A 21,538-nucleotide genomic window follows, 5' to 3' on the forward strand; every position below is an offset into this window, starting at 1 on the left:
ACAATAATGAATTCAAATACTCACCACGAAAATATCCTTCAACTGGATGCTGTAACGACGCCTGAAAAGCGTCGGTTTAACCTATCAAAAATCGCGCTCGCATTATTCGTGCTGAGCACGCTGGCATTTCTCGCTCAGCCTGTATTGGCTGGTGGTGATCACGCACCCATCGCTAAGGCAAGCGGCGATTCGGTAACGCAAACGGCGCCGGCGGATGAACACGGCGAACAGGCGCTGAAATTGACCGAAGCGCAGCAAGCCTTGGCGGGGATTAGCTTGTTACCTTTGTCGAGCGATAGCTTGAACCTAGCCAATTTGAATCTCGATATTAGGGCGACGGCGGCCTTAGTGGTGGATCGCGATCGAACCGCGACCCTTGCGCCGCAGCTCGATGTGCGTGTGTTGGCGCGCCATGTGGTGCCGGGACAAGAAGTGAAAAAAGGTGAGCCTTTACTTACCTTGGGTGGCGCAGCCGTTGCGCAGGCACAGGCGGACTACATTAATGCCGCTGCCGAATGGAGTCGAGTCAAACGCATGAGTGAAGGTGCAGTTAGCGTCAGTCGGCGGATGCAGGCGCAGGTGGATGCCGAACTTAAACGGGCGATTTTAGAGGCCATTAAGATGACGCCCGCGCAAATTCGTGCACTGGAATCGACGCCTGAAGCCATAGGCAGTTATCAACTCTTAGCGCCAATTGACGGCCGAGTGCAGCAGGATATCGCCATGCTAGGTCAAGTTTTTAGCGCGGGCACACCCTTAATGCAACTGACCGATGAATCCTATTTATGGGTTGAGGCGCAGTTAACCCCAACTCAAACTACGCATATCCAGGTTGGCAGTTCAGCTTTAGTGCAAGTAGGGGATAAGACGTTGGCAGGTAAGATAATCGGTCGCTCCCATGAACTCGACAGCGTAACGCGCACCGAGCAAGTGCTGGTGAGTATGCCCAATCCTGATCATGTGTTGCATTCGGGGCAATTTGCCGAACTTTACTTTGCTGGCTCTACTACCGATCCAAACGGCAGTGGCATAGTGCTGCCCGATGCAGCGTTGACCCGTGGCGGCGATGGCGATTGGCAGATTTTTATTCAAGATGAGGATGGCTTCGAGTCCATTGAGGTAGAAGTGGTGCAGCGTCAACGTGGTCTGAGTCTAGTGCGTGGACCTGAGCTTGAAAAAGCCCAACAGGCACAGCTCAAGGTTGTGGTGGCTGGCGCGTTCTTCTTGGCATCCGAGCAGGCGAAAGCGGGCTTTGATATTCACGCCCACTAATATGAGCGCCCTTATTTTGGAGATTTTCTATGTTGCAAAAGTTAATCGAAGCCGCGATTAAAAATCGGCTGTTAGTGGTATTGGCTCTGCTCGCCGTGATTGTGGGCTGTGTGGCCATGTTACCTAAGTTGAATCTCGATGCCTTTCCTGATGTGACTAACGTGCAAGTGACCATCAATACAGCGGCCGAAGGCTTAGCTGCAGAAGAGGTGGAAAAACTTATCAGTTATCCGGTGGAATCGGCCATGTACGCCTTGCCAGCCGTGACTGAGGTGCGCTCGTTATCGCGCACTGGCTTGTCGATTGTGACTGTGGTATTTGCCGAGGGGACGGATATTTACTTCGCCCGTCAGCAAGTGTTTGAACAGTTGCAGGCGGCGCGGGAGATGATCCCAAGCGGCGTCGGAGTGCCTGAAATCGGCCCGAATACCTCGGGATTAGGGCAGATTTATCAGTATATTCTGCGCGCAGAACCTAACTCTGGCATTAATGCCGCCGAGCTGCGTAGCTTAAATGATTATCTGGTGAAGTTGATATTGATGCCCGTGGGCGGCGTGACTGAAGTCTTGTCTTTTGGTGGCGATGTGCGCCAATACCAAGTGCAGGTCGACCCGAATAAACTGCGTGCCTATGGCTTGTCTATGGCGCAGGTGACCGAAGCGCTAGAGAGCAATAACCGCAACGCTGGCGGTTGGTTTATGGACCAAGGCCAAGAGCAACTTGTGGTGCGCGGCTATGGCATGTTGCCCTCAGGAGACGCGGGATTGGCGGCGATCGCGCAGATCCCGCTTACGGAGGATAAAGGCACGCCCGTGCGGGTGGGCGATATCGCTCAGGTGGATTTCGGCAGTGAAATCCGTGTCGGCGCTGTGACTATGACGCGCCGCGATGAGGCTGGCAACGTACAAAACCTCGGCGAAGTGGTGGCTGGTGTCGTGCTCAAACGCATGGGGGCAAACACTAAGGCGACGATTGACGATATTGGTGCACGGGTGAGCCTTATTGAGCAGGCCTTGCCCGATGGTGTGTCCTTTGAGGTGTTTTACGACCAAGCGGATCTGGTCGATAAGGCTGTGACCACAGTGCGCGATGCGCTGCTAATGGCCTTTGTGTTTATCGTGGTGATCTTGGCGTTGTTCCTCGTCAATATCCGCGCGACCTTGTTGGTGTTGCTGTCGATTCCAGTGTCTATCGGGCTCGCACTTATGGTGATGTCCTATTATGGTTTGTCGGCAAACCTGATGTCGCTCGGCGGCTTAGCTGTGGCGATTGGTATGTTAGTCGATGGCTCTGTGGTGATGGTAGAGAATATTTTCAAACACTTAACTCAACCTGATCGCCGCCATTTATCCGAGGCGAGGGCGCGTGCCGATGGTGAGGATGATCCCTATCACAGTGAGGAGGATGGTGCTAAAGCCTGTGGTGATGTCAGCGAATCGAATATGGTTATTCGGATAATGCTCGCGGCGAAAGAGGTATGTAGTCCAATCTTCTTCGCCACCGCCATTATTATCGTCGTATTTGCGCCATTATTTGCCCTTGAAGGGGTTGAAGGCAAGCTGTTCCAGCCGATGGCGGTCAGTATTATTTTGGCAATGATGTCGGCCTTGCTGGTGGCGCTGATTGCCGTGCCAGCCCTTGCAGTGTATCTTTTTAAGCGCGGTGTGGTGCTCAAACAAAGTGTGGTTTTAGCACCGCTGGATGCCGCTTATCGCAAGCTACTCACGGCAACGCTTGCTAGGCCAAAGGTGGTGATGCTCAGCGCCTTGGTGATGTTCGGCTTGAGTCTATTATTGCTACCAAGGCTGGGTACCGAATTTGTGCCTGAACTGGAGGAAGGCACGATTAACTTGAGGGTGACGCTGGCACCAACGGCGAGTTTAGGGACTTCGCTCCAAGTCGCACCTAAGCTTGAGGCTATTTTGCTAGCATTTCCCGAGGTGGAATATGCCCTGAGCCGCATTGGTGCGCCTGAACTGGGCGGCGATCCTGAGCCTGTGAGTAATATTGAAGTCTATATTGGCTTGAAACCGATAGCAGAGTGGCAGTCGGCAAGCTCGCGCTTGGAACTGCAACGCTTGATGGAGGAAAAACTCAGCGTGTTCCCCGGACTCTTGTTGACCTTTTCGCAGCCGATTGCGACTCGGGTAGATGAATTACTTTCGGGGGTAAAAGCCCAGCTAGCGATTAAAATCTTCGGCCCTGATTTAGCGGTATTGTCACAGAAAGGCCAAGCACTTACTGATCTCGTTGCGAAAATCCCCGGTGCCGTGGATGTGTCGCTTGAGCAAGTGAGCGGCGAGGCGCAATTAGTCGTGCGGCCCAAACGCGAGCTATTGGCGCGTTACGGCATCAGTGTCGATCAAGTGATGAGCCTCGTCAGCCAAGGCATTGGCGGCGCGAGTGCAGGGCAAGTGATCGATGGCAATGCCAGATACGACATCAATGTGCGACTCGCGGCCGAGTTTCGCCAAAGCCCTGATGCGATTAAAGACTTATTACTCAGTGGCACAAATGGCGCCACAGTGCGCTTAGGGGAAGTCGCCAGCGTCGAAGTGGAAATGGCGCCGCCGAATATTCGCCGTGACGATGTGCAGCGGCGTGTTGTGGTGCAGGCCAACGTGGCGGGACGCGATATGGGCTCGGTTGTAAAAGATATTTATGCCCTAGTGCCAAAGGCGGATTTGCCAGCGGGATATACAGTGATCATTGGCGGCCAGTATGAAAATCAGCAGCGAGCGCAGCAAAAGTTGATGCTAGTGGTGCCTATTTCTATCGCTTTGATTGCCTTGTTGTTGTACTTCTCCTTTGGTTCATTCAAGCAAGTGTTGCTCATCATGGCGAACGTGCCCTTAGCTTTAATTGGCGGCATAGTGGCCCTGTATGTCAGTGGTACTTATTTATCAGTGCCTAGCTCTATTGGCTTTATCACTCTATTTGGGGTGGCCGTGCTCAACGGTGTGGTGCTGGTGGATTCGATTAATCAGCGCAGGCAAAGCGGCGAAGCACTCTATGATTGTGTTTATGAGGGCACGGTTGGGCGTTTACGGCCGGTATTGATGACGGCACTGACCTCGGCCTTAGGCTTGATCCCGATTTTATTATCATCTGGCGTCGGCAGTGAGATCCAAAAGCCCTTGGCAGTGGTGATTATCGGTGGCTTGTTTAGCTCGACGGCGCTGACCTTACTCGTCTTGCCGACCTTGTATCGCTGGCTATATCGCGGCGATAAGTGCATTGATGAGCTTGATTCGCTACAGATTAGCCACAAGTAAGCCGTCATCGTGGGCAATAACTTATTATGTTTCGGGTTATTGCCTTCGTTGTAGACAGGGTTATCACATTGACTAAAACTCTAAAAATCAGTGAGCTAAAGAGTGATAGATGGGCTAGTCTTAGAGTCGACATTAAGGACATTCATTTCTGGAGAACATTATGATTGCGGTAATTCTTGAAGTCATCCCGACAAAGGAAGGGAAGGAAGAGTATCTGCACGTGGCGGCTGAAATGCGCCAATATTTAGAAGGCCGCAAGGGATTGATTTCGATCGAACGTTTTCAGAGCTTAACCGACGATGGCAAAGTACTAAGCCTGTCGTTTTGGGAGGACCAAGCCTCTATTACCCAATGGCGTAATCAGATGGCCCACAGTATTGCCGAGCAAACGGGTATAGTGCCTTGTTTGTTTAACTCTTATCGCATTCGGGTGGCAGAAGTAGTGCAAGATTACAGTGAAACTGTGCATGTTGAAGCTGAGTAATCACTTATCTCGCTGATGTAAAAACAAAACCCATCTCTAGAGATGGGTTTTTTATGCGTGACACTTAAGTTTGAGATTATTTTTCTTGTTGAGCTTTCAATAGATCGCGGATTTCAGACAGCAACTCTTCTTCTTTGGTCGGTGCTGGTGGCGCTTTAGGCGCATCTTCTTCCTTGCGTTTTAGGGTGTTAATGGCTTTTAAACCCATAAAAATGGCGAAGGCGATAATCGTAAAGTCGATAATAGTTTGAATGAATTTGCCATAGGCAATGACCACAGAAGGCGCATCGCCTTGAGCTGCCTGTAGCACTATGCTCAAATCACTAAAATTCACACCACCTAGGATGATGCCAATTGGTGGCATGATGACATCGGCCACGAAGGACGAGACGATTTTGCCGAATGCGGCACCTATGATGATACCAACGGCCATGTCGATCACATTGCCACGGGACGCAAAAGCCTTGAACTCTTTAATTAAGCTCATTAGGTTTCCTCCAAAATTGAGATTAAATGTTAAATTTTATTGTGCAAACTGTATCAGGAAAACCTAAGGTCTTTTGCAGCCTGTTACCTTGCCAAGCTTATAGGGGCTTATGGATTAAGGCAATTCTGACATAGAGGATTTATCCTCAAGGCAATGATTTACACTTTACAAAGTAACAATTGTTACTGTTTGGGGTATTCGATTTATTCATCTAGATCGGCATGGCCGATAAAATCAGGGACTTCTAAGACTTGCGATCCCCAACGTTTAAATAGGGAGCTATAGATGAATTCGATAAAGACGCGGTATTTTCGCGGTAGATACGCCCGCTGTGGATAGCTAAGCACTACCTTAGTTTGCACCATTGGATAGTCATCTAGTAGCGGGATTAAATCGCCCTTTTCTAATGCGACTTGGGCTATGATGGACGGCACCGCTGTGATCCCAAGCCCCGCAATGGCGGCCTCGCGAGCGAGGGTGACATTGTTTACCGTCAGTTGAGTCTTGGGCTCGGCGACAATCCAAGTTTTACCATCGAATAATTTCCACGCACCTTCAATATGCGCCGACTGCAAGCGAATCGCTTTATGTTTGGCTAAGTCCTGTGGCACCTTGGGCGTTCCATGGGCAGCTAAATAAGCTGGGCTTGCCATAAGCGATTTATGGGCGTTGACTAAGGCATAGCTTTGCAAGCGAGTGTCGCCAGAATCGGCAATTTGAAATAACAGATCTATGCCTTCTTCTATCACATCAACCTTTCGATTGGTGAGTTCAGCCTCTATGGTGATTTCGGGATAAAGCGTTAAAAACTGCGCGAAAATTGGCCCTAAAAACAATTGGCCTAATTCAATCGGGCAAACGATTTTGAGATTGCCTTTAATCAATTGCTGGTGGGCGCTAAGCTGATTTTCGGCGCTCTGCAGATCGGTGAGGATCTTATTGATCTTATTGTAATAACTCGATCCTGCTTCGGTGAGTTTTAGGGCTCTGGTGGTGCGAAATAGCAGTTGTGTGCCGGTATCGGCTTCGAGTTCGGCTATCTTACGACTGACGGTTGCCTTAGTGAGCCCAAGGGCTTTAGCTGCGCCAGTAAAGCTACCTTGCTCGACCACTTGAGCGAAAATTTGCACGCGATTGAGATCCATCATTGTTACACCTGTGAAACAGTGGGTTGATTTTTTTACTGACTAATAAACTTAGTGAGACAGTAGTACACTAGATATCACTAATCAAGGAGTCATTCATGTCCAAAAGTAAACTCATTATCGCCGTTCCACTGTTACTCACTGCAGTTGCAGGGGGCGGTTATTACTGGTGGACACAGGTACGTTTTATCGAAACCACGGATAACGCTTATGTTGAGGCCGATATTTCCCATATCAGCGTGAAAGTACCCGGCTACGTTGTGTTAAGCGATGTAACCGATAACCAGCATGTGCAAAAGGGTGAGTTATTAGCTCAGCTAGAAGATAACCAGTTTAGTGCCAAAGTGAGTCAAGCCGAAGCCTCACAGGCGAGTGCGAAGGCGGACTTGCAAACCTTAGCCGCAAAGGTGGAGTTGCAACGGGCTTTAATCACTCAAGCCAACGCAGGCGTGGTGGCGGCAAAGGCCGATAAAATACGGGCACAACAACAATTGAGCCGTTCAAAAAAGCTTAAAGTCAGTAATTACAGCTCCCAAGATGATGTCGACCAACTACAGGCCGGATTTGATTCTGCCGCCGCCCGCCTCGATGAAGCTCAAGCCGTGTTAGTGGCAAAGCAACGGGAGTTAGCGGTTTTTAATGCCCAACTAGATCAGGCGGGTTCAGTAGTAGAGCAGGCCGATGCGACTTTAGAACTGGCGAAAATTCAATTAAATGATACCCGTGTGACCGCACCTTTTTCTGGGGTGATTGGTAAACGTGGCGCTATGGTGGGGCAGTATGTGCAACCCGGCCAAGCACTCTACAGTTTGGTTCCGGATGGGGCAGTGTGGATCACGGCGAACTTTAAAGAGACCCAGATCCAACACATGCAACCAGGACAGTCGGTGCAGGTCAGTCTCGATGCGTTTCCCGACAAAACCTTTATAGGTGTTATCGATAGTCTGTCACCGGCGTCCGGAGCCAAATTCAGTCTACTGCCAGCGGAAAACGCTACAGGTAATTTCACTAAAATCGTGCAGCGTATTCCCGTGCGTATTCGCTTAGATTTGTCTGAGGAAGAAGCACACATGCTACCGGGCTTAAGTGCGGTCGTGAAAGTGGATACGGCGTCGGGTACTGCAATATCGGCAATCGCTGCAAATACAGGTCGTTAGTATGAGCGCAACTGGCTCTATCACTGCGTCTGCCGATATGGAGGCGCAGGGCATCAGTGTACCTAGAAAGCCTACTGATTATGAGCGTGGCAGTCGCCGTTCATGGATTGCGGTATTTGGTGGTTTGATCGGTGCCTTCATGGCGATCCTCGATATTCAAATCACTAATGCATCGATGAAGGAGATTCAAGGCAGTCTTGGGGCAACGCTCGAAGAAGGCAGCTGGATTTCAACTGCGTATCTGGTTGCTGAGATGATCGCGATCCCGCTCTCTGGCTGGCTCAGCACGGGATTGTCGGTCAGGCGTTATCTGTTATGGACCACGGCTGCTTTTATCTTTGCTTCTGTGCTTTGCTCAATCGCGTGGAACTTAGAGGCCATGATCGCCTTTCGGGCGCTACAGGGTTTCTTTGGTGGCGCACTAATTCCGCTGGCCTTTAGGCTTATTCTTGAGTTTTTACCCGATAACAAACGTGCCGTCGGCATGGCGTTATTTGGCGTGACGGCGACTTTTGCGCCTTCAATCGGCCCGACCTTAGGCGGTTGGTTGACCGAGCAATTTAGCTGGCATTATCTGTTTTATATCAATGTGCCACCGGGTTTGTTGGTGATGGCCATGTTGGCCTACGGTTTAGAGAAGCAGTCGGTCGTTTGGGATAAGCTGAAGAATGTCGATCTGGCGGGCATAGTCACTATGGCGCTGGGGATGGGTTGCCTTGAAGTGGTGCTCGAAGAAGGTAACCGCAAGGACTGGTTTGGTTCAGAACTCATTCGTAATCTGGCCATTATTGCCGTCGTGAATCTGGTGTTGTTTGTTTGGATCCAGCTAAGGCGTAAAGAGCCGTTAGTGAATTTGCGCCTGCTCGGTAAGCGTGATTTTGTGCTCTCTACTGTGGCGTACTTTTTACTGGGCATGGCATTATTCGGCGCTATTTATTTGATCCCACTTTATCTATCACAAGTCCATGATTACACACCGTTAGAGATTGGTGGCGTGATTATGTGGATGGGATTTCCGCAGCTATTGGTCTTGCCCTTAGTGCCGAAATTGATGGAGCGCTTCGATAGTCGTTATCTCGCTGCTTTTGGCTTTTTAATGTTCGCCATTAGCTATTACATGAATAGCCAGATGACCGCAGATTATGCCGGACCGCAGATGATCGCCTCGCAAGTGGTGCGGGCATTAGGTCAGCCTTTTATTCTGGTGCCAATTGGAATGCTTGCGACCATGCATTTAAAACCTCATGAAAATGCCTCGGCATCGACGGTATTAAACGTGATGCGTAATTTAGGTGGTGCTTTTGGTATCGCGCTGGTGGCGACCCTGACTGATACTTTGTCGCGCGGGCATTTGGCTCATATTAAGGAATCTTTACCCGCAGTGAGCACGCAAGCACAGGATTATTTAACCCAAAGCACAAGTCTGTTGCAGGCAGGAGGTTCAGATCCCTATACCGCGGCCGCGCAGGCGAAAGTTTTACTTGGCAAAACCATGAGTCAGCAAGCTTATATTCAGGCCTATAACGATGTGTTTTACATCATGGGCGCTCTGCTACTCATCGCCGTATTCGCTGTGCTGCTGATCCGTAAACCGACAGGGCCTGTGGCCCACGATGCCATGGTCGAGTAATAACGTTTTTCGTTATCCTGTTGTCGCCATAGATTTCCCCAGATCTATTGGTTTGCGCAACAGCTTTGCGCCTTAGTCCTCGCGGATTAAGGCGCTTTTTTATGGTCTTTATGCTGTGGTAGACTCAAAGTTCTTTTTCGATGATTTGCAGAGGGATATCGTTTGCAGTGGCAAAATCTTACATTTAATCAATTAAATGCCAATAGGCTATATGACATATTGAAGCTAAGAGTCGATGTGTTTGTGGTAGAGCAGGCCTGTGCGTATCCAGAGCTTGACGATAAGGATAGGCATCCAGAAACCCAGCATTTGATCGGTTTATCGCCAGACGGGGAACTGCTTGCCTACGCGCGTATTTTGCCGCCGGGGTTGAGTTATCTAGAGGCGAGTATCGGCCGTGTGGTGGTATCGCCAGCGGGTCGAGGCAAAGGGCTAGCCATGCCTTTAATGCAGCACGCCATTGAATCAGCACTGACGACTTGGCCCGATGCGGGGATCCAAATTGGCGCCCAAGATTACCTCAAAGCTTTCTATCAAAAACTCGGCTTTGTCGCCTGCTCTGAGATGTACTTAGAAGATGGTATTCCCCATTTGGATATGCGCTATCAATCAGCATAAGCGGCTATCAATATGAGTTATCTACATCAATTATCAACATAAGCGATCAACAAAAGCTTGGCATATAAACATTCAACATTAAGCCAATAAGGAACTGAGATGTCGACTTCAACGGACTATAGAATCAATCAACAGCAAATTGCCTGCGTGGCGAGTTTTCTGGCTAAAGAGGGCAAAACCGAAGCACTAATAGCTGCGCTCGCGAGCCTTATTCCTGATACGCGCCGCGAAGCGGGTTGTATTCGTTACGAACTCAATGTGTGCCGTGATGAACCACGCCGCGTGACGTTTGTAGAAAAGTTTGTCGATATTGCCGCCTTTGATGAGCACTGCGCTAAAGATGCAATTCAACACTATTTCCACCAAGTGATGCCCGAATTAGTCGAGTCATACCATGTGGAAACCTATCATCAAGTGATTGTTTAGCCATGAGATAAACGATTAGGAGCTTGCAGTGTTGATTAATGCTATCGAGCCAGTATTTAGATCTCTATCCGAATGGATCTCATTGATACTGCAAGTGACTAATGGCCGCAGCTGGAACCATTGCACTTTAACTCTTTAGTGCTAAAAGGCGTATTAGGTAAGGATAAGGCAAAGTTGCTGGCTTAAGTTGCATTTGTCATCAATGTACCGAGTAGTTATCTACGACAAGAATGACAACCTAGACTTTGATTGTATGACTTCACTGGGATTAATAAAGCTGCCTTGCTACTTTGCTTAATTGAACCCATTCGAATTTCATCGCAGAGTGAGTTTTATATCCATTCCAATCTAAAAAGCCGAGTGGTTTATCACTCGGCTTTTAATATATCTTAGATATCGCTTTATTTAGTGAAAAACACTAATGTCCAAGGGACTACGTATGCTTGGAGTACTGTGATCACGCCAATGAAAGTACAGAAAAATAGACTGTGCTTTAGCGTAAAGCGGAAAAGATCTGATTCTTTACCCGCCAATCCCGTTGCAGCGCAAGCAACGGCAATAGATTGTGGCGAAATCATTTTGCCCGTTACTCCTCCCGTAGTGTTTGCGGCGACTAATAACTCCGGTGTTACACCTATTTGGTTTGCTGTATTGGCTTGCAGCGCGCCAAATAGGGCATTTGATGAGGTGTCTGAACCTGTTAAAAACACACCTAACCAACCTAAGAATGGCGAAAAGAAGGGGAATGCTACGCCAGTGCCTGCGAGCACGAGTGCTAAGGTTGAAGATAGACCTGAATAGTTTGCGACAAAGGCAAATGCTAATACTAATCCAATTGACAATATCGGGAATTTTAATTCAATTAAAGTGTCTTTAAAGGATGTCAGTGCATTACTTACTGACATTTTAAGGACCACAATTGAGATCATTGCTGCGATTAAAATTGCTGTTCCAACAGCGCCTAATAAATTAAGTTTATATATTGCTGCATAAGGGGTTTCCTTAGCGACAATAGGTGCACTTTTGATAACGAGATTATGTAAGTAAGGTACTTCAATACTGATAGTGGCAAAACTTAATGCCAGTTGTACATCTTTAAGACTCCACAGGGTTACAATCGCTGTGAGAATAATAAAGGGAGACCATGCTTTAAATATCTGGCTATTAGAAAAAGTAGATTTAGGGGTAGTAACTCTTTGTTTCATGCCTGAGAAAGTGAATATTTCTTTTGGTTGCCAGACTTTTAAAAATAACGTTAAACAAATTAGACTGACTAACGCCGAAGTAATATCGGGTAATTCGGGGCCGATAAAGTTTGAGGTTAAAAATTGGGTGATCGAAAATGAAACGCCTGCTACTAATGTTGCGGGCCAAGTTTGACGTATTCCCCTGATGCCATCCATCATTGCGATGAGCCAGAAGGGGACAATAATCGATAAAATTGGCAACTGACGGCCAGCGAGTTGTCCAATATGGAATGGGTCTAGTGATGAAACCTGACCTGCTACGATAATTGGGATACCCATAGCTCCAAAGGCGACGGGTGCCGTGTTTGCGATTAAACAAAGTCCTGCTGCATACAATGGATTGAATCCAAGCCCGACAAGTAACGCAGCTGTAATAGCAACAGGTGCACCAAATCCAGCAGCACCTTCGAGGAAGGCTCCAAATGAAAAGCCAACCAATAGCATTTGTAATCGTTGATCTTCCGTGACTGAGATGACTGACGAGCGAATAACCTCAAATTGACCTGTTTTAACGGTGATTTTATATAAAAATACTGCGGTAATAATAATCCAAGCAATTGGCCATAACCCATAACTAAAACCATATATAGCAGAAGCAAGCGCGATACTAATAGGCATTTTGTAGGCGAGTATCGCGACTGCTAAGGCAATTAATAAGGTTAATGCCCCAGCGATATAGCCTTTAAGTTTTAACACAGTTAAGGCTAGGAAGAAAAACACAATAGGCAGTAAAGCAACCATTGCGGTTAGCCACAAGCTACCGAGTGGCGTGTATGTTTGGGTCCAGGTCATAGGGAGGTTTCCGTATTGTTATAATATGTTGATAAATCGTGTCGCAGCCGCAACATAGCAGATACTAGTGTTTAGTGATGTAGGATCAATCTTAAATGTTGCAATAAGTGATATGGGTCACGAGATGTGTGGATAAATGATGACGGGGAAATATCTAAATAATAATCAAGTAAAATATTGCCTGTTTTAGCTGTATTCACCAAGCATCTAATTTAGGCTATATTAATATTTGTTGTGTTATCAAGATTATTTTTTGTGAGTCGTGAACTTAACTAGAGTATTGTGATTTATGAAAAACTAGGCTGTACTGGTTTAGTTTTTTGTAGTGTTTATAACAGATGGTTTATAAATATTTTTTATCTTTAGATATAGAAATTAATAGCAATCAATGCAACTAATAATGCAGTTATCTTATTGTGGCCTGAATTGAGCTATAGATGTTGCCATACTCTTGTCTATGAGTTTGCATGGCTGGAAATTTACCTTGCTATATGTGGCTGCGAGTATGACAGTAGGTTGAATTTTTTAATTTTGCAGCACAGTTCGTTGAGGAAGTAACATGAAACAAGTCAAAGTATTAGGCAGTGGTTGCGCTAAATGTAGCAAAACCGCTGAGATGATTGCGGACATATCAGAAGAAATGGGTGTGGATGTGATTGTAAAAAAGGACACAGATCCTCAAAGCCTATTGAAATTTAAAGTGATGAAAACCCCAGCGGTAGTGATCGATGGTGAGCTCATACATAGCGGCTCAGTACCGACGCGCGATGAAGTTGAGGGGTGGTTAAGGGACTAAGCTGTTGTAAATACCGGCTCATATTAGTGAGCTCGCTGAATAGTTGCACGGATTATGCTCGTTAGAAAGCGCTTAAGCTAAAAATGCACACCATTGTCATCCTGAATCCTTGGCAATGGTGTTGTAATATCATCAGTATACGATTAATGATATTAAATATAATGTTTTTAAAAACAATGTATTGATGCTTTGTGTAGTAATTTTATTATGGGGTTTTATTGGCAACGGTTTAGTCGGCATTGCATTATCTGGGCGAGTTTATTGAGTCTATGTTGTATGAGGTTGTTTGCAGATTTCGACTTCTTTTATCAGTATCACTGCTATGATTTTGATTCAGTGACCTCGTCAAGTTGCGGGATGAGTGCCAATGCAAAAGTGGCTTAGGGTATTAACACGTTTCTACAGTTGGTTATTTTTTACTGCACGTCTGTTTCGTTTAGGGCTTTTTCTAACGCTAAGTTTATTCGCTTTGCCTTTGTTTGCTGCTCAAACATCTCCCGGATTAACCCAAGTATTAACGCCCGCTACGGATTGGAAAAACTCCGCTTATATCACCCAAGCATTTAGTGAAGTCGCCCTACAAAATGAGTATGACCTTGCTAAACATAGCGTGCGTAAGTGGCGCATACCGGTACGAGTGTTTATTGAGCATCAAGTGGGTGATAAGGCGCTGCACACTCAATTAGTGTTGATGCACTTAACACACTTAGGCCAGATCACCGGCCTCGATATTCAACGGGTAGATACGCTCTCTGAGGCGAATCTGCACTTAGTTTTTACCCGTCAATCCCTATGGGCAAGTGAGGTGATGCGCTTAATGGGACCGAGCTCGGCGAAAAATGTCCATGGCTCTGTGTGTATGGCAAAATTTGCTCTCAATTCACGGCAAGAGATTGAACGTGCTTGGATTATTATTCCTGTAGATCAAGCCAAAATGCACGGTAAGTTAGTGGCTTGCGTAGTGGAAGAGATAACCCAAGTGCTTGGTTTACCCAATGATTCAGAGAAAGTATTTCCCTCCATCTTTAACGACAAAACCCCGCAGGACTTACTCACTGGGCTCGATTTCATTTTGCTTAAATTACTCTATAGCCCAAGTATTAGCGCTGGAATGACGGCCGCCGAGGTCAAACAGCCTTTGCAGATCTTGCTCGAACAATGGCTGCGCGATGGCACTATTGCTAACGCTGGCAAAACGGTACGTCAAGGTCAGTTGTACCCATTGTTAGGTTATTGATGACTAAGCATTACAGCTAAAGTTGACATTGCTCGCACGTGACTAATTAATCCTTTTTGTTTTAGGAATAAGGGCATAGTCTATCTTTATATGAGATAAACACCTTGGAGGGACACCATGCGAATGACATTGCAGTTTTTAGGGGCGACAGAGGAAGTGACGGGTTCGTGTCATTTACTCTCGGTTGATCATGAACACTTATTGCTCGACTGTGGTTTGATCCAAGGCGGTAAATCTGATGAGTTGCGTAATCATGATCCCTTCGCATTTGATCCTGAGTCTATTTCTGCTGTCGTGCTTAGCCATGCCCATATCGATCATTCTGGGCGATTACCACTCTTAGTCAAAGCGGGTTTTGATGGGCCTATCTACACCCATAAAGCTACGGCAGAGCTGTGCGCCATCATGCTCAAAGATGCGGCTATGCTGCAGACCCGCGATACCGAAAGAGTCAATAAAAAGCGTGCTAAACATGATCTTGAACCCCTAGAACCGCTATTCACCGTTGAAGATGCTGAACTCGCGATAACCCAATTTGTACCATTGGAATATGGTCAAGTGACTAGGGTTATTCCCCATGTGGATATTTGCCTCTCAGATGCAGGGCATATTTTAGGCTCCGCCTTAGTCGAGTTGTGGTTAGGTGAGGGTAAATCACAGAAGAAAATCGTCTTCAGTGGCGATCTTGGCCGTGCAGGTATGCCGATTTTACGTAATCCTACCTTAGTGGATACGGCAGATTTAGTCTTAATGGAAAGCACCTATGGCAATCGTTTTCACCGCAGTTGGACGGATACCTTAGCTGAATTGAAAGCCATTTTTGCTAAGACAGTCAACGAGAGCCAAGGCAATATATTGCTCCCTGCTTTTTCGGTTGGACGAGCACAGGAGTTATTATATCTATTTCATTTATATGCTAAAGAATGGGATCTCGGCCGTTGGAAAATCTGCCTAGATAGTCCGATGGCAATTGAGGCGACCCGCGTTTACGTTAATAATTATCCGCTGATGGATGAGGACTTTAAACGCTTTACCCGCCAACATCCTGGGCAGCATCCGCTGTTGTCGAATGTCGAATTTATCCAAACGACCGAAGAGTCGATAGCGCTGAACGACGTGCATAAGGGATTGATCATTATCGCAGGGAGCGGCATGTGTAACGGTGGACGTATTCGTAGCCACTTAGAGCATAATCTATGGCGCCCAGAATGTGATGTGATTATTTGTGGTTATCAAGCGCTTGGAACACCGGGGCGCGCCATCGTCGATGGCGCTGAGGAACTGTCTATTCATGGTAACAGCATTAAAGTAGCGGCTAAGTTACACACAGTGGGTGGACTTTCAGCCCATGCGGATCAAGCAGAGTTATTACGTTGGTATCACCATTTTGAAGGCCAGCCGCCGTTAATTTTAGTCCATGGAGAACCCGAGGCGCAGCATGGATTAGTCGATGTGATTAACCAAGATCCTCAGACTAAACCAAAGGCTATAGCAATTGCGACCCAGGGTGATCGATTGGATTTAAATGCACTGCCGCAGTTAGTGTGGAAGCCTTAAAAGAGTTGAAAGTACATGGGTGGAAATGCCATTATTTTCTACACGTGTGGCAAAGCGAGTTATCCTGCCTGTGAGTTGTATTTTGAATGTAATGGTGAAGGTTTTTCTATCGAAGATTAGTGTTTAGTTTTATAAAAAGCTCACATAGTTGTGAGCTTTTTTATTTTAAATCAATCAGGTTACTGTATTAGTCCGAGTTGTTGTCAAATTCAGTATCATCGAGTAACTCAAAGGCTGGGACGACATTCGGTACGTCTTTAAATAAGCGAGTGAAATGGCGCTGTACACCTTTCAAATCGATTCCTGCTAAACCTGATGCAAAACCAAACCAAGCATAAAGGCCACTAAAGTTATCAAACATGGGCGGTAGATATTTAGGCGTAGTCAGAATGCCCTCTTGGCAAGCTTGGTATAACACGGGGATATCTTCAATCGCCAATTTACCGAGGAATAGCATAGGGATGAGTTCAGGAAGGCCTGAGGTGATGGCGCTGCGGATAAAGTTAATGTTTTCCACATAACCACGCACATAGGAAATATCCTTAGTGAAGAAACTGCCGCCTTCCACCATGCCCCCACGGAAAACCCTTTGGGTGACACGGTAGCTGTCTGTCGCACTTAGATTCAATCCTCTGAAATAATTAAATACCTCTATAAAGTCAGCACCATTTTCAGCCATATCGACCGCGGCAACACGGTCACTAATTCGCCGAGCCCGTCCTGGATTTGAGCTTAGCGTCAGCATTTCCAGTAAAACGGCTAGACCTTCTTGGGTTGCTGCTACGCGCGGAGAACCGACACTGAGCCAAGTGGCGTGGGGTTGAGCTCGGCCGTTTAGCGTTGTGCCGACATGCACCCAACCTTCGTGAACTTCATATACATTAAGATCCGATTCGCTGAACATTGCTTTGCTATTGAGCTTAACAGTGTCGCCACCGACTGCAGCGTCAGAGACGATACCGTCACTAAGGCGTACACGCATATCATCGCTATGGAAGTACTTTTCTAAACGTTGGCTGAGCACGTTAACCGCTTCTGGCGCGCTAATAATTTTAGGGTGGTGTTTATTCATGTGCCTCGCCGCGGGCAGCGAGAAAATGTAGCTGAGTTTATCGCCTAACTGGCGCAAGGTATGGCGATCGCCATGCAGTTTATGGCTAGCACTGCCGTACAATTCTTGGCTGAGCTTACCAAAGGTTGGCGTACCTCTGTTCCCCAACATATCGATGACAAGGCGATACTGATCGACGTTTGCCACTAATATTTTGCCGAGTTTGTCTCGTTTACCCAAACGTCTATGGATGTCCTGCTTTAGGGAGGCTAGCTCAGCTTGGGTTTTAACAGGATCAAAAGGTAAAGCAATGTTTTGATAGAACTCTTGCTTAATAGCCGGAAGTACCGTGCCCTTATTGGAGAGAAAACGTTCCTCCATTTCCCGCGGCCATTTAATGGCATCTAAGATTTTTATTGGCGTTTGAATGCGAATTAATTCATCGGAAAAACGGCGTAGATCTTGTTGATATTGGGCTAACGACTCAGACATTCCCGTATATCCTGCAGGTAATTTCAGCGAGAGAGATGTGGCTAATCATAGCCTTAAACCTCATTTATTCATATTGATTCGCAGGCTAGCTGAGAAAATATACCGATTAAATAAATTAGCTGTTATCGATTTTGTGAATCATTTTGGTGCACTTGTTACAATTCTAGCGCTATGTCTATGGGACATAAAAAAGTAACCATCTGTTTAATAATATTTTATTGATATGACATTAAAGCTGCTTTGTTCTTGATATAGAAATAGATTGATTGGAGCAAAGCATGACAGCGATGAGTTATTTGAGTGTGTTCAGGCTGAATGCTTATTAATCAAAACTCAAGCCGACAAGAGTGGTAAAAATGACCGTGATGACGCGATATTAAATCTGGAGGTTAGTGAGCTAAAGCAGAGTCACACCCAGCATTATTGGCTGGGTGAGATATTCGATTTTAGTGGGCCAAAACTCAGTGAGTTCGAAACAAATGATCACCGACTGAGATCATCATCCCATCATTTTGACCACGAGATAGCGAGATAGAATTGGCTAGAAAAAATCGTCATCTCCTAATGCACGTTTTAACTCCGCCCGCTCGAGGTAGTCTTCTAAACGCTTTTTGACTTCGCGTCTATGCTGCATTGCCTCGGCGGCTTTGCTGTTTCTTGGTGTGGTCATTGCCTCAAGTTCAGTATCGTTGGGCACGACTTCAGTAATATGAGCCATAACGAATTCCTCTTGTTGTTCCTAACGACTTTCTAACTAAAAAGAGTATGGTAGAAAAGCAAATAATTTTGTGAGTCAGGGTGAAAAATTCTTCCCGTGTGCCGGATAATTGTGCCCGCTGCGGTTTAGCGTCAAGCCAAGACTGGGATTGCCTATTGGATTAATTTAGTTCTTGCTTATTTTGTGATTGAGAGCACAACAGTGTCATCGATATATTCGGGTTAATTCCGAGTTAAATAGTAGGATAAACTTGAATTTAGGCATAATTGCAACAACACTTGTAGCTGTGTTTATTGCTAATCTTTTGCTAGGGAATTGGCTCATATGGACAAGGATGAGTTTTCTAAATCGCATAGCCCATCAAATAGTATCTACTTTAGCGTGCTGAGTTCTAGCTGGCTGATGATTGTCGCTGCTTTACTTTTTATGGGCATCTCTTGGTATGTGCTGGAGCAATATCTTAGAGATCGTGGTGAAGAGCGTTTCGAGAACAGTGTTCAAGAGTTAACCGAAGCGGTGAATCGCAGAATGCTTGCCTACGAGCAGGTCTTACGCGGTGGTGTCGGCTTGTTATTGTCCTCCAATAGTGTAACCCGCAAGGAATGGCAAACCTATGTTGTCAATGCACATTTATCCGAGTATTACCCGGGTTTCCAAGGCTTTGGCTATGCTCAGTTACTTAAGCCTGACACATTAGATGCCCACGTCCAACAAGTTCAGGCCGAAGGCTTTAAAGACTATAAAGTGTACCCAGAAGGAGTTCGTGATCAGTATTGTGTGATCTTGTATTTAGAACCTTTTGATTGGCGCAATCAAAGAGCTTTTGGTTATGACATGTGCTCCGAGGCTAATCGGCGCAAAGCCATAGAGCACGCCATTAGCACTGGTCAGCCAACTATTTCTGGCAAGGTCGCCTTAGTGCAAGATACGCCCGAAGATGCTAAAGCGGGTTTTTTGATGTATTTGCCAATTTATCAAGGGATTGTGGCAACGGAGGCAGAGCGGAAACAGCAGGCGATTGGACTCGTGTATGCGGCGTTTAGGATGGACGACCTCATGCAAGGAATTATGGGGGATCGATTCTCAGGTTTGAAGCTCGCCATTTATGAAAGCCCGCAGGCAAATGCCGACAGTTTAATGTTTACTAGTAGTAAAGTTCTGCCAAATCAAAAAGATGTGTTTTATCAGTCACAGACCGACTTGATTGGCGGTAGGCAGTGGCGCTTGGACATTTCATCACAATCGCGTTTTATCTCAAGATCGGAAGAGACCCAAGGTATCTGGCTGCAATTTATCGGTTGTGCATTCATTTTGGCGCTGTTTTATTCTGTGCTAATCATGGCGCGTAATCGATATAAAGAGTCATTGCTTACCTCTGAGCTAATCGCGAATGAAAAACGCTTTAGACTCGTCATTGAAGCCTCTCCAAGCGCACTGTTTATGGTCGATAAGGCTGGGATTATTACGTTAGTGAACACCCATGCGGAACGTTTATTTGGTTATGCCAGAGACGAGTTACTCGGCCGCTCTATCAATATGTTATTGCCAGACGCGCTGAGGGATGTGCACCAGCAGCACATGAATAATTACTTAGTGCAGCCGATCGCGAAAAATATGTCGATGCGGGATGACTTATTTGGCTGTTGTAAAGATGGCAGTCGACTCGCGATAGAGGTGGGGCTGACGCCTATTCATTTCAGTAATGGCATTTTCATTCTCGCGACGATTAACAATGTGTCTGAACGTAAGCGCATTGAAGTTCAGCGTGCAGAACACATGCAAGAGCTTGAGCGGATTAATCAAGAACTCGACCGCTTTGCCTATATCGCCTCCCATGATTTGAAATCCCCACTACGGGGTATCGAGCAGTTAACTTCTTGGTTAGCAGAGGATTTATCCGATAACGCCAATGAAAACGTGCAGAAATATCTCGGGCTTATCCAAAGTCGTATTCATCGCATGGTGTTACTGCTCGATGGGCTATTGATGTTTTCCCGTATTGGCCGTGTCGATACTGAAACCACAGAGGTCAACAGTCGGCAACTGGCTGAAGACATGTTTGCGCTCGTCGCGCCGCCACAGGGATTTGAATTAGTACTAAAAGGTGAATTTCCGAATTTTTATACCGTAAGACCATTGTTGGAATTAGTTATACGAAATTTGATCAGTAACGCCATAAAACACCATGACTTAGGTACAGGTGTGATTACGGTTTTATGTGAGGCGGTTGATCATCAGTATCGATTCAGTGTGATAGATGATGGTCCGGGGATATCAAGCTCATATCATGAAAAAGTCTTCGATATGTTTCAAACACTTAAACCAAGGGATGAAGTTGAAGGCAGTGGTTTAGGCTTATCACTTGTGAGGAAAACGGTTGAAAGTTTAGGTGGAGAGATTCAGCTCAAATCGCAGGGCCGAGGTTGTTGTTTTTGCTTTAGTTGGCCTAAGCAAATAGTGAAAAAGGAGCTTCTATGAGCGCAGCAAATCACTATCAACAGGTCACCATTTTATTGGTTGATGACGATGACGTGGATTACATGGCCGTGCAGCGGGCGATGAGACAATTGAGGTTACTCAATCCCTTAGTGCGTGCTCGGGATGGGATCGAAGCATTAACTATTCTAACGAGTTTAGACACGATCAAAGGTCCGTATCTTATTTTGCTGGATCTTAATATGCCAAGAATGAATGGGTTTGAGTTCCTTGAGCGAATACGTTCAGATCCTTCTCTTTCTTCGTCTGTCGTTTTTATGCTCACCACGTCGAGTACCGATGAAGATAGGATGAAAGCCTATAGCCATCATGTGGCTGGTTATATGGTTAAAACTGATATGAAAGATGGTTTTAACAATATTTTTAATATGCTTGAAGATTACTGGCGAATAGTGGAGCTCCCATCCGCATAATACCAATTACATTAATTAACTGGTCAAAATTGTCCACGGTCTAGTACACAATTCTATCACTCTTGCTTTCTTCTCAATGAAGGTATTCCATGCGATAGAGCACTGTTCGACAATATCGTCATAACCACTAAAACAACGATTGGCCAACACATTTTGACGCAGCCATTGCCATACCTGCTCTATTGGATTCAACTCCGGTGAATAAGGTGGCAACTTGAGAAGCGTCAGATTATCAAAGTCATCGG

General features: G+C 46.2%; 18 protein-coding genes. 12 read left to right on the plus strand and 6 right to left on the minus strand.

Features of this window, described 5'->3' with window-relative positions:
* Nucleotides 1–6: 6 nt before the first annotated feature.
* From L5M38_RS19845 to L5M38_RS19855, 3 genes are all read left to right on the plus strand, one after another.
* Nucleotides 7–1,272, plus strand: coding sequence for an efflux RND transporter periplasmic adaptor subunit (locus tag L5M38_RS19845; protein WP_263180106.1), 1,266 nt, complete (start codon nt 7–9; stop codon nt 1,270–1,272).
* Nucleotides 1,273–1,301: 29 nt separating this feature from the next.
* On the plus strand, nt 1,302–4,547 hold the full coding sequence (locus tag L5M38_RS19850) for an efflux RND transporter permease subunit (protein ID WP_263180107.1): 3,246 nt from the start codon (nt 1,302–1,304) through the stop codon (nt 4,545–4,547).
* Nucleotides 4,548–4,707: 160 nt separating this feature from the next.
* The gene (locus L5M38_RS19855) at nt 4,708–5,031 is read left to right on the plus strand and encodes an antibiotic biosynthesis monooxygenase family protein (protein ID WP_263180108.1); all 324 of its coding nucleotides are present in this window, start codon (nt 4,708–4,710) and stop codon (nt 5,029–5,031) included.
* Between the two features lie 76 nt (nt 5,032–5,107).
* Here the strand turns inward: L5M38_RS19855 and mscL are convergent, their stop codons facing one another.
* Nucleotides 5,108–5,518: a large-conductance mechanosensitive channel protein MscL gene (mscL, locus tag L5M38_RS19860; RefSeq protein ID WP_105250328.1), complete on the minus strand. Its 411-nt coding sequence runs from the start codon at nt 5,516–5,518 to the stop codon at nt 5,108–5,110.
* A 203-nt stretch (nt 5,519–5,721) separates the two neighbouring features.
* Entirely contained in the window at nt 5,722–6,666 is a 945-nt protein-coding gene (locus L5M38_RS19865) for a LysR family transcriptional regulator (protein ID WP_263180109.1), read from the minus strand.
* Between the two features lie 95 nt (nt 6,667–6,761).
* Here L5M38_RS19865 and L5M38_RS19870 point away from each other — a divergent pair, with 95 nt between their 5' ends.
* The 4 genes from L5M38_RS19870 (at nt 6,762) to L5M38_RS19885 (ending at nt 10,494) form a co-directional block, all read left to right on the plus strand.
* Complete coding sequence (locus tag L5M38_RS19870; protein WP_263180110.1) at nt 6,762–7,820, plus strand: HlyD family secretion protein; 1,059 nt, start codon at nt 6,762–6,764, stop codon at nt 7,818–7,820.
* A 1-nt stretch (nt 7,821) separates the two neighbouring features.
* Nucleotides 7,822–9,450, plus strand: a complete 1,629-nt coding sequence (locus L5M38_RS19875) for a DHA2 family efflux MFS transporter permease subunit (RefSeq protein ID WP_263180111.1) — start codon at nt 7,822–7,824, stop codon at nt 9,448–9,450.
* A 162-nt stretch (nt 9,451–9,612) separates the two neighbouring features.
* Complete coding sequence (locus tag L5M38_RS19880; protein WP_263163685.1) at nt 9,613–10,068, plus strand: GNAT family N-acetyltransferase; 456 nt, start codon at nt 9,613–9,615, stop codon at nt 10,066–10,068.
* A 99-nt stretch (nt 10,069–10,167) separates the two neighbouring features.
* On the plus strand, nt 10,168–10,494 hold the full coding sequence (locus L5M38_RS19885) for a putative quinol monooxygenase (protein WP_263169942.1): 327 nt from the start codon (nt 10,168–10,170) through the stop codon (nt 10,492–10,494).
* Between the two features lie 401 nt (nt 10,495–10,895).
* On the opposite strand, the gene L5M38_RS19895 is transcribed toward L5M38_RS19885, so the two are convergent.
* Entirely contained in the window at nt 10,896–12,533 is a 1,638-nt protein-coding gene (locus L5M38_RS19895) for a lactate permease LctP family transporter (protein WP_263180113.1), read from the minus strand.
* A gap of 559 nt (nt 12,534–13,092) precedes the next feature.
* Between L5M38_RS19895 and L5M38_RS19900 the strand changes: the two genes are divergently transcribed.
* The 3 genes from L5M38_RS19900 to L5M38_RS19910 all read left to right on the plus strand — a co-directional run bounded on the left by L5M38_RS19900 (nt 13,093) and on the right by L5M38_RS19910 (nt 16,123).
* Nucleotides 13,093–13,329, plus strand: a complete 237-nt coding sequence (locus L5M38_RS19900; protein WP_028761824.1) for a thioredoxin family protein — start codon at nt 13,093–13,095, stop codon at nt 13,327–13,329.
* Nucleotides 13,330–13,696: 367 nt separating this feature from the next.
* Nucleotides 13,697–14,566: a DUF2927 domain-containing protein gene (locus tag L5M38_RS19905; RefSeq protein WP_028761823.1), complete on the plus strand. Its 870-nt coding sequence runs from the start codon at nt 13,697–13,699 to the stop codon at nt 14,564–14,566.
* Between the two features lie 117 nt (nt 14,567–14,683).
* Nucleotides 14,684–16,123, plus strand: a complete 1,440-nt coding sequence (locus tag L5M38_RS19910) for an MBL fold metallo-hydrolase RNA specificity domain-containing protein (protein ID WP_263180115.1) — start codon at nt 14,684–14,686, stop codon at nt 16,121–16,123.
* 187 nt (nt 16,124–16,310) lie between these two features.
* Here the strand turns inward: L5M38_RS19910 and L5M38_RS19915 are convergent, their stop codons facing one another.
* Together L5M38_RS19915 and L5M38_RS19920 are read right to left on the minus strand one after the other, a co-directional pair.
* Entirely contained in the window at nt 16,311–17,666 is a 1,356-nt protein-coding gene (locus L5M38_RS19915) for a flavohemoglobin expression-modulating QEGLA motif protein (RefSeq protein WP_131523937.1), read from the minus strand.
* A gap of 541 nt (nt 17,667–18,207) precedes the next feature.
* A complete protein-coding gene (locus L5M38_RS19920; protein WP_006079984.1) occupies nt 18,208–18,384 on the minus strand; it encodes a PA3496 family putative envelope integrity protein in 177 nt (58 codons plus the stop codon).
* A gap of 324 nt (nt 18,385–18,708) precedes the next feature.
* Here L5M38_RS19920 and L5M38_RS19925 point away from each other — a divergent pair, with 324 nt between their 5' ends.
* Together L5M38_RS19925 and L5M38_RS19930 are read left to right on the plus strand one after the other, a co-directional pair.
* The gene (locus L5M38_RS19925; RefSeq protein ID WP_263180116.1) at nt 18,709–20,862 is read left to right on the plus strand and encodes a CHASE domain-containing protein; all 2,154 of its coding nucleotides are present in this window, start codon (nt 18,709–18,711) and stop codon (nt 20,860–20,862) included.
* The gene (locus L5M38_RS19930; RefSeq protein WP_263180117.1) at nt 20,859–21,293 is read left to right on the plus strand and encodes a response regulator; all 435 of its coding nucleotides are present in this window, start codon (nt 20,859–20,861) and stop codon (nt 21,291–21,293) included. Before L5M38_RS19925 ends, L5M38_RS19930 begins: the two co-directional genes overlap by 4 nt.
* Nucleotides 21,294–21,308: 15 nt before the next feature.
* Here the strand turns inward: L5M38_RS19930 and L5M38_RS19935 are convergent.
* The coding region (locus L5M38_RS19935) for a transposase (RefSeq protein ID WP_263176513.1) at nt 21,309–21,538 on the minus strand (230 nt) is incomplete at its 5' end.

This window comes from Shewanella sp. SM101, assembly GCF_025654465.1.
Lineage (GTDB): Bacteria > Pseudomonadota > Gammaproteobacteria > Enterobacterales > Shewanellaceae > Shewanella > Shewanella oncorhynchi.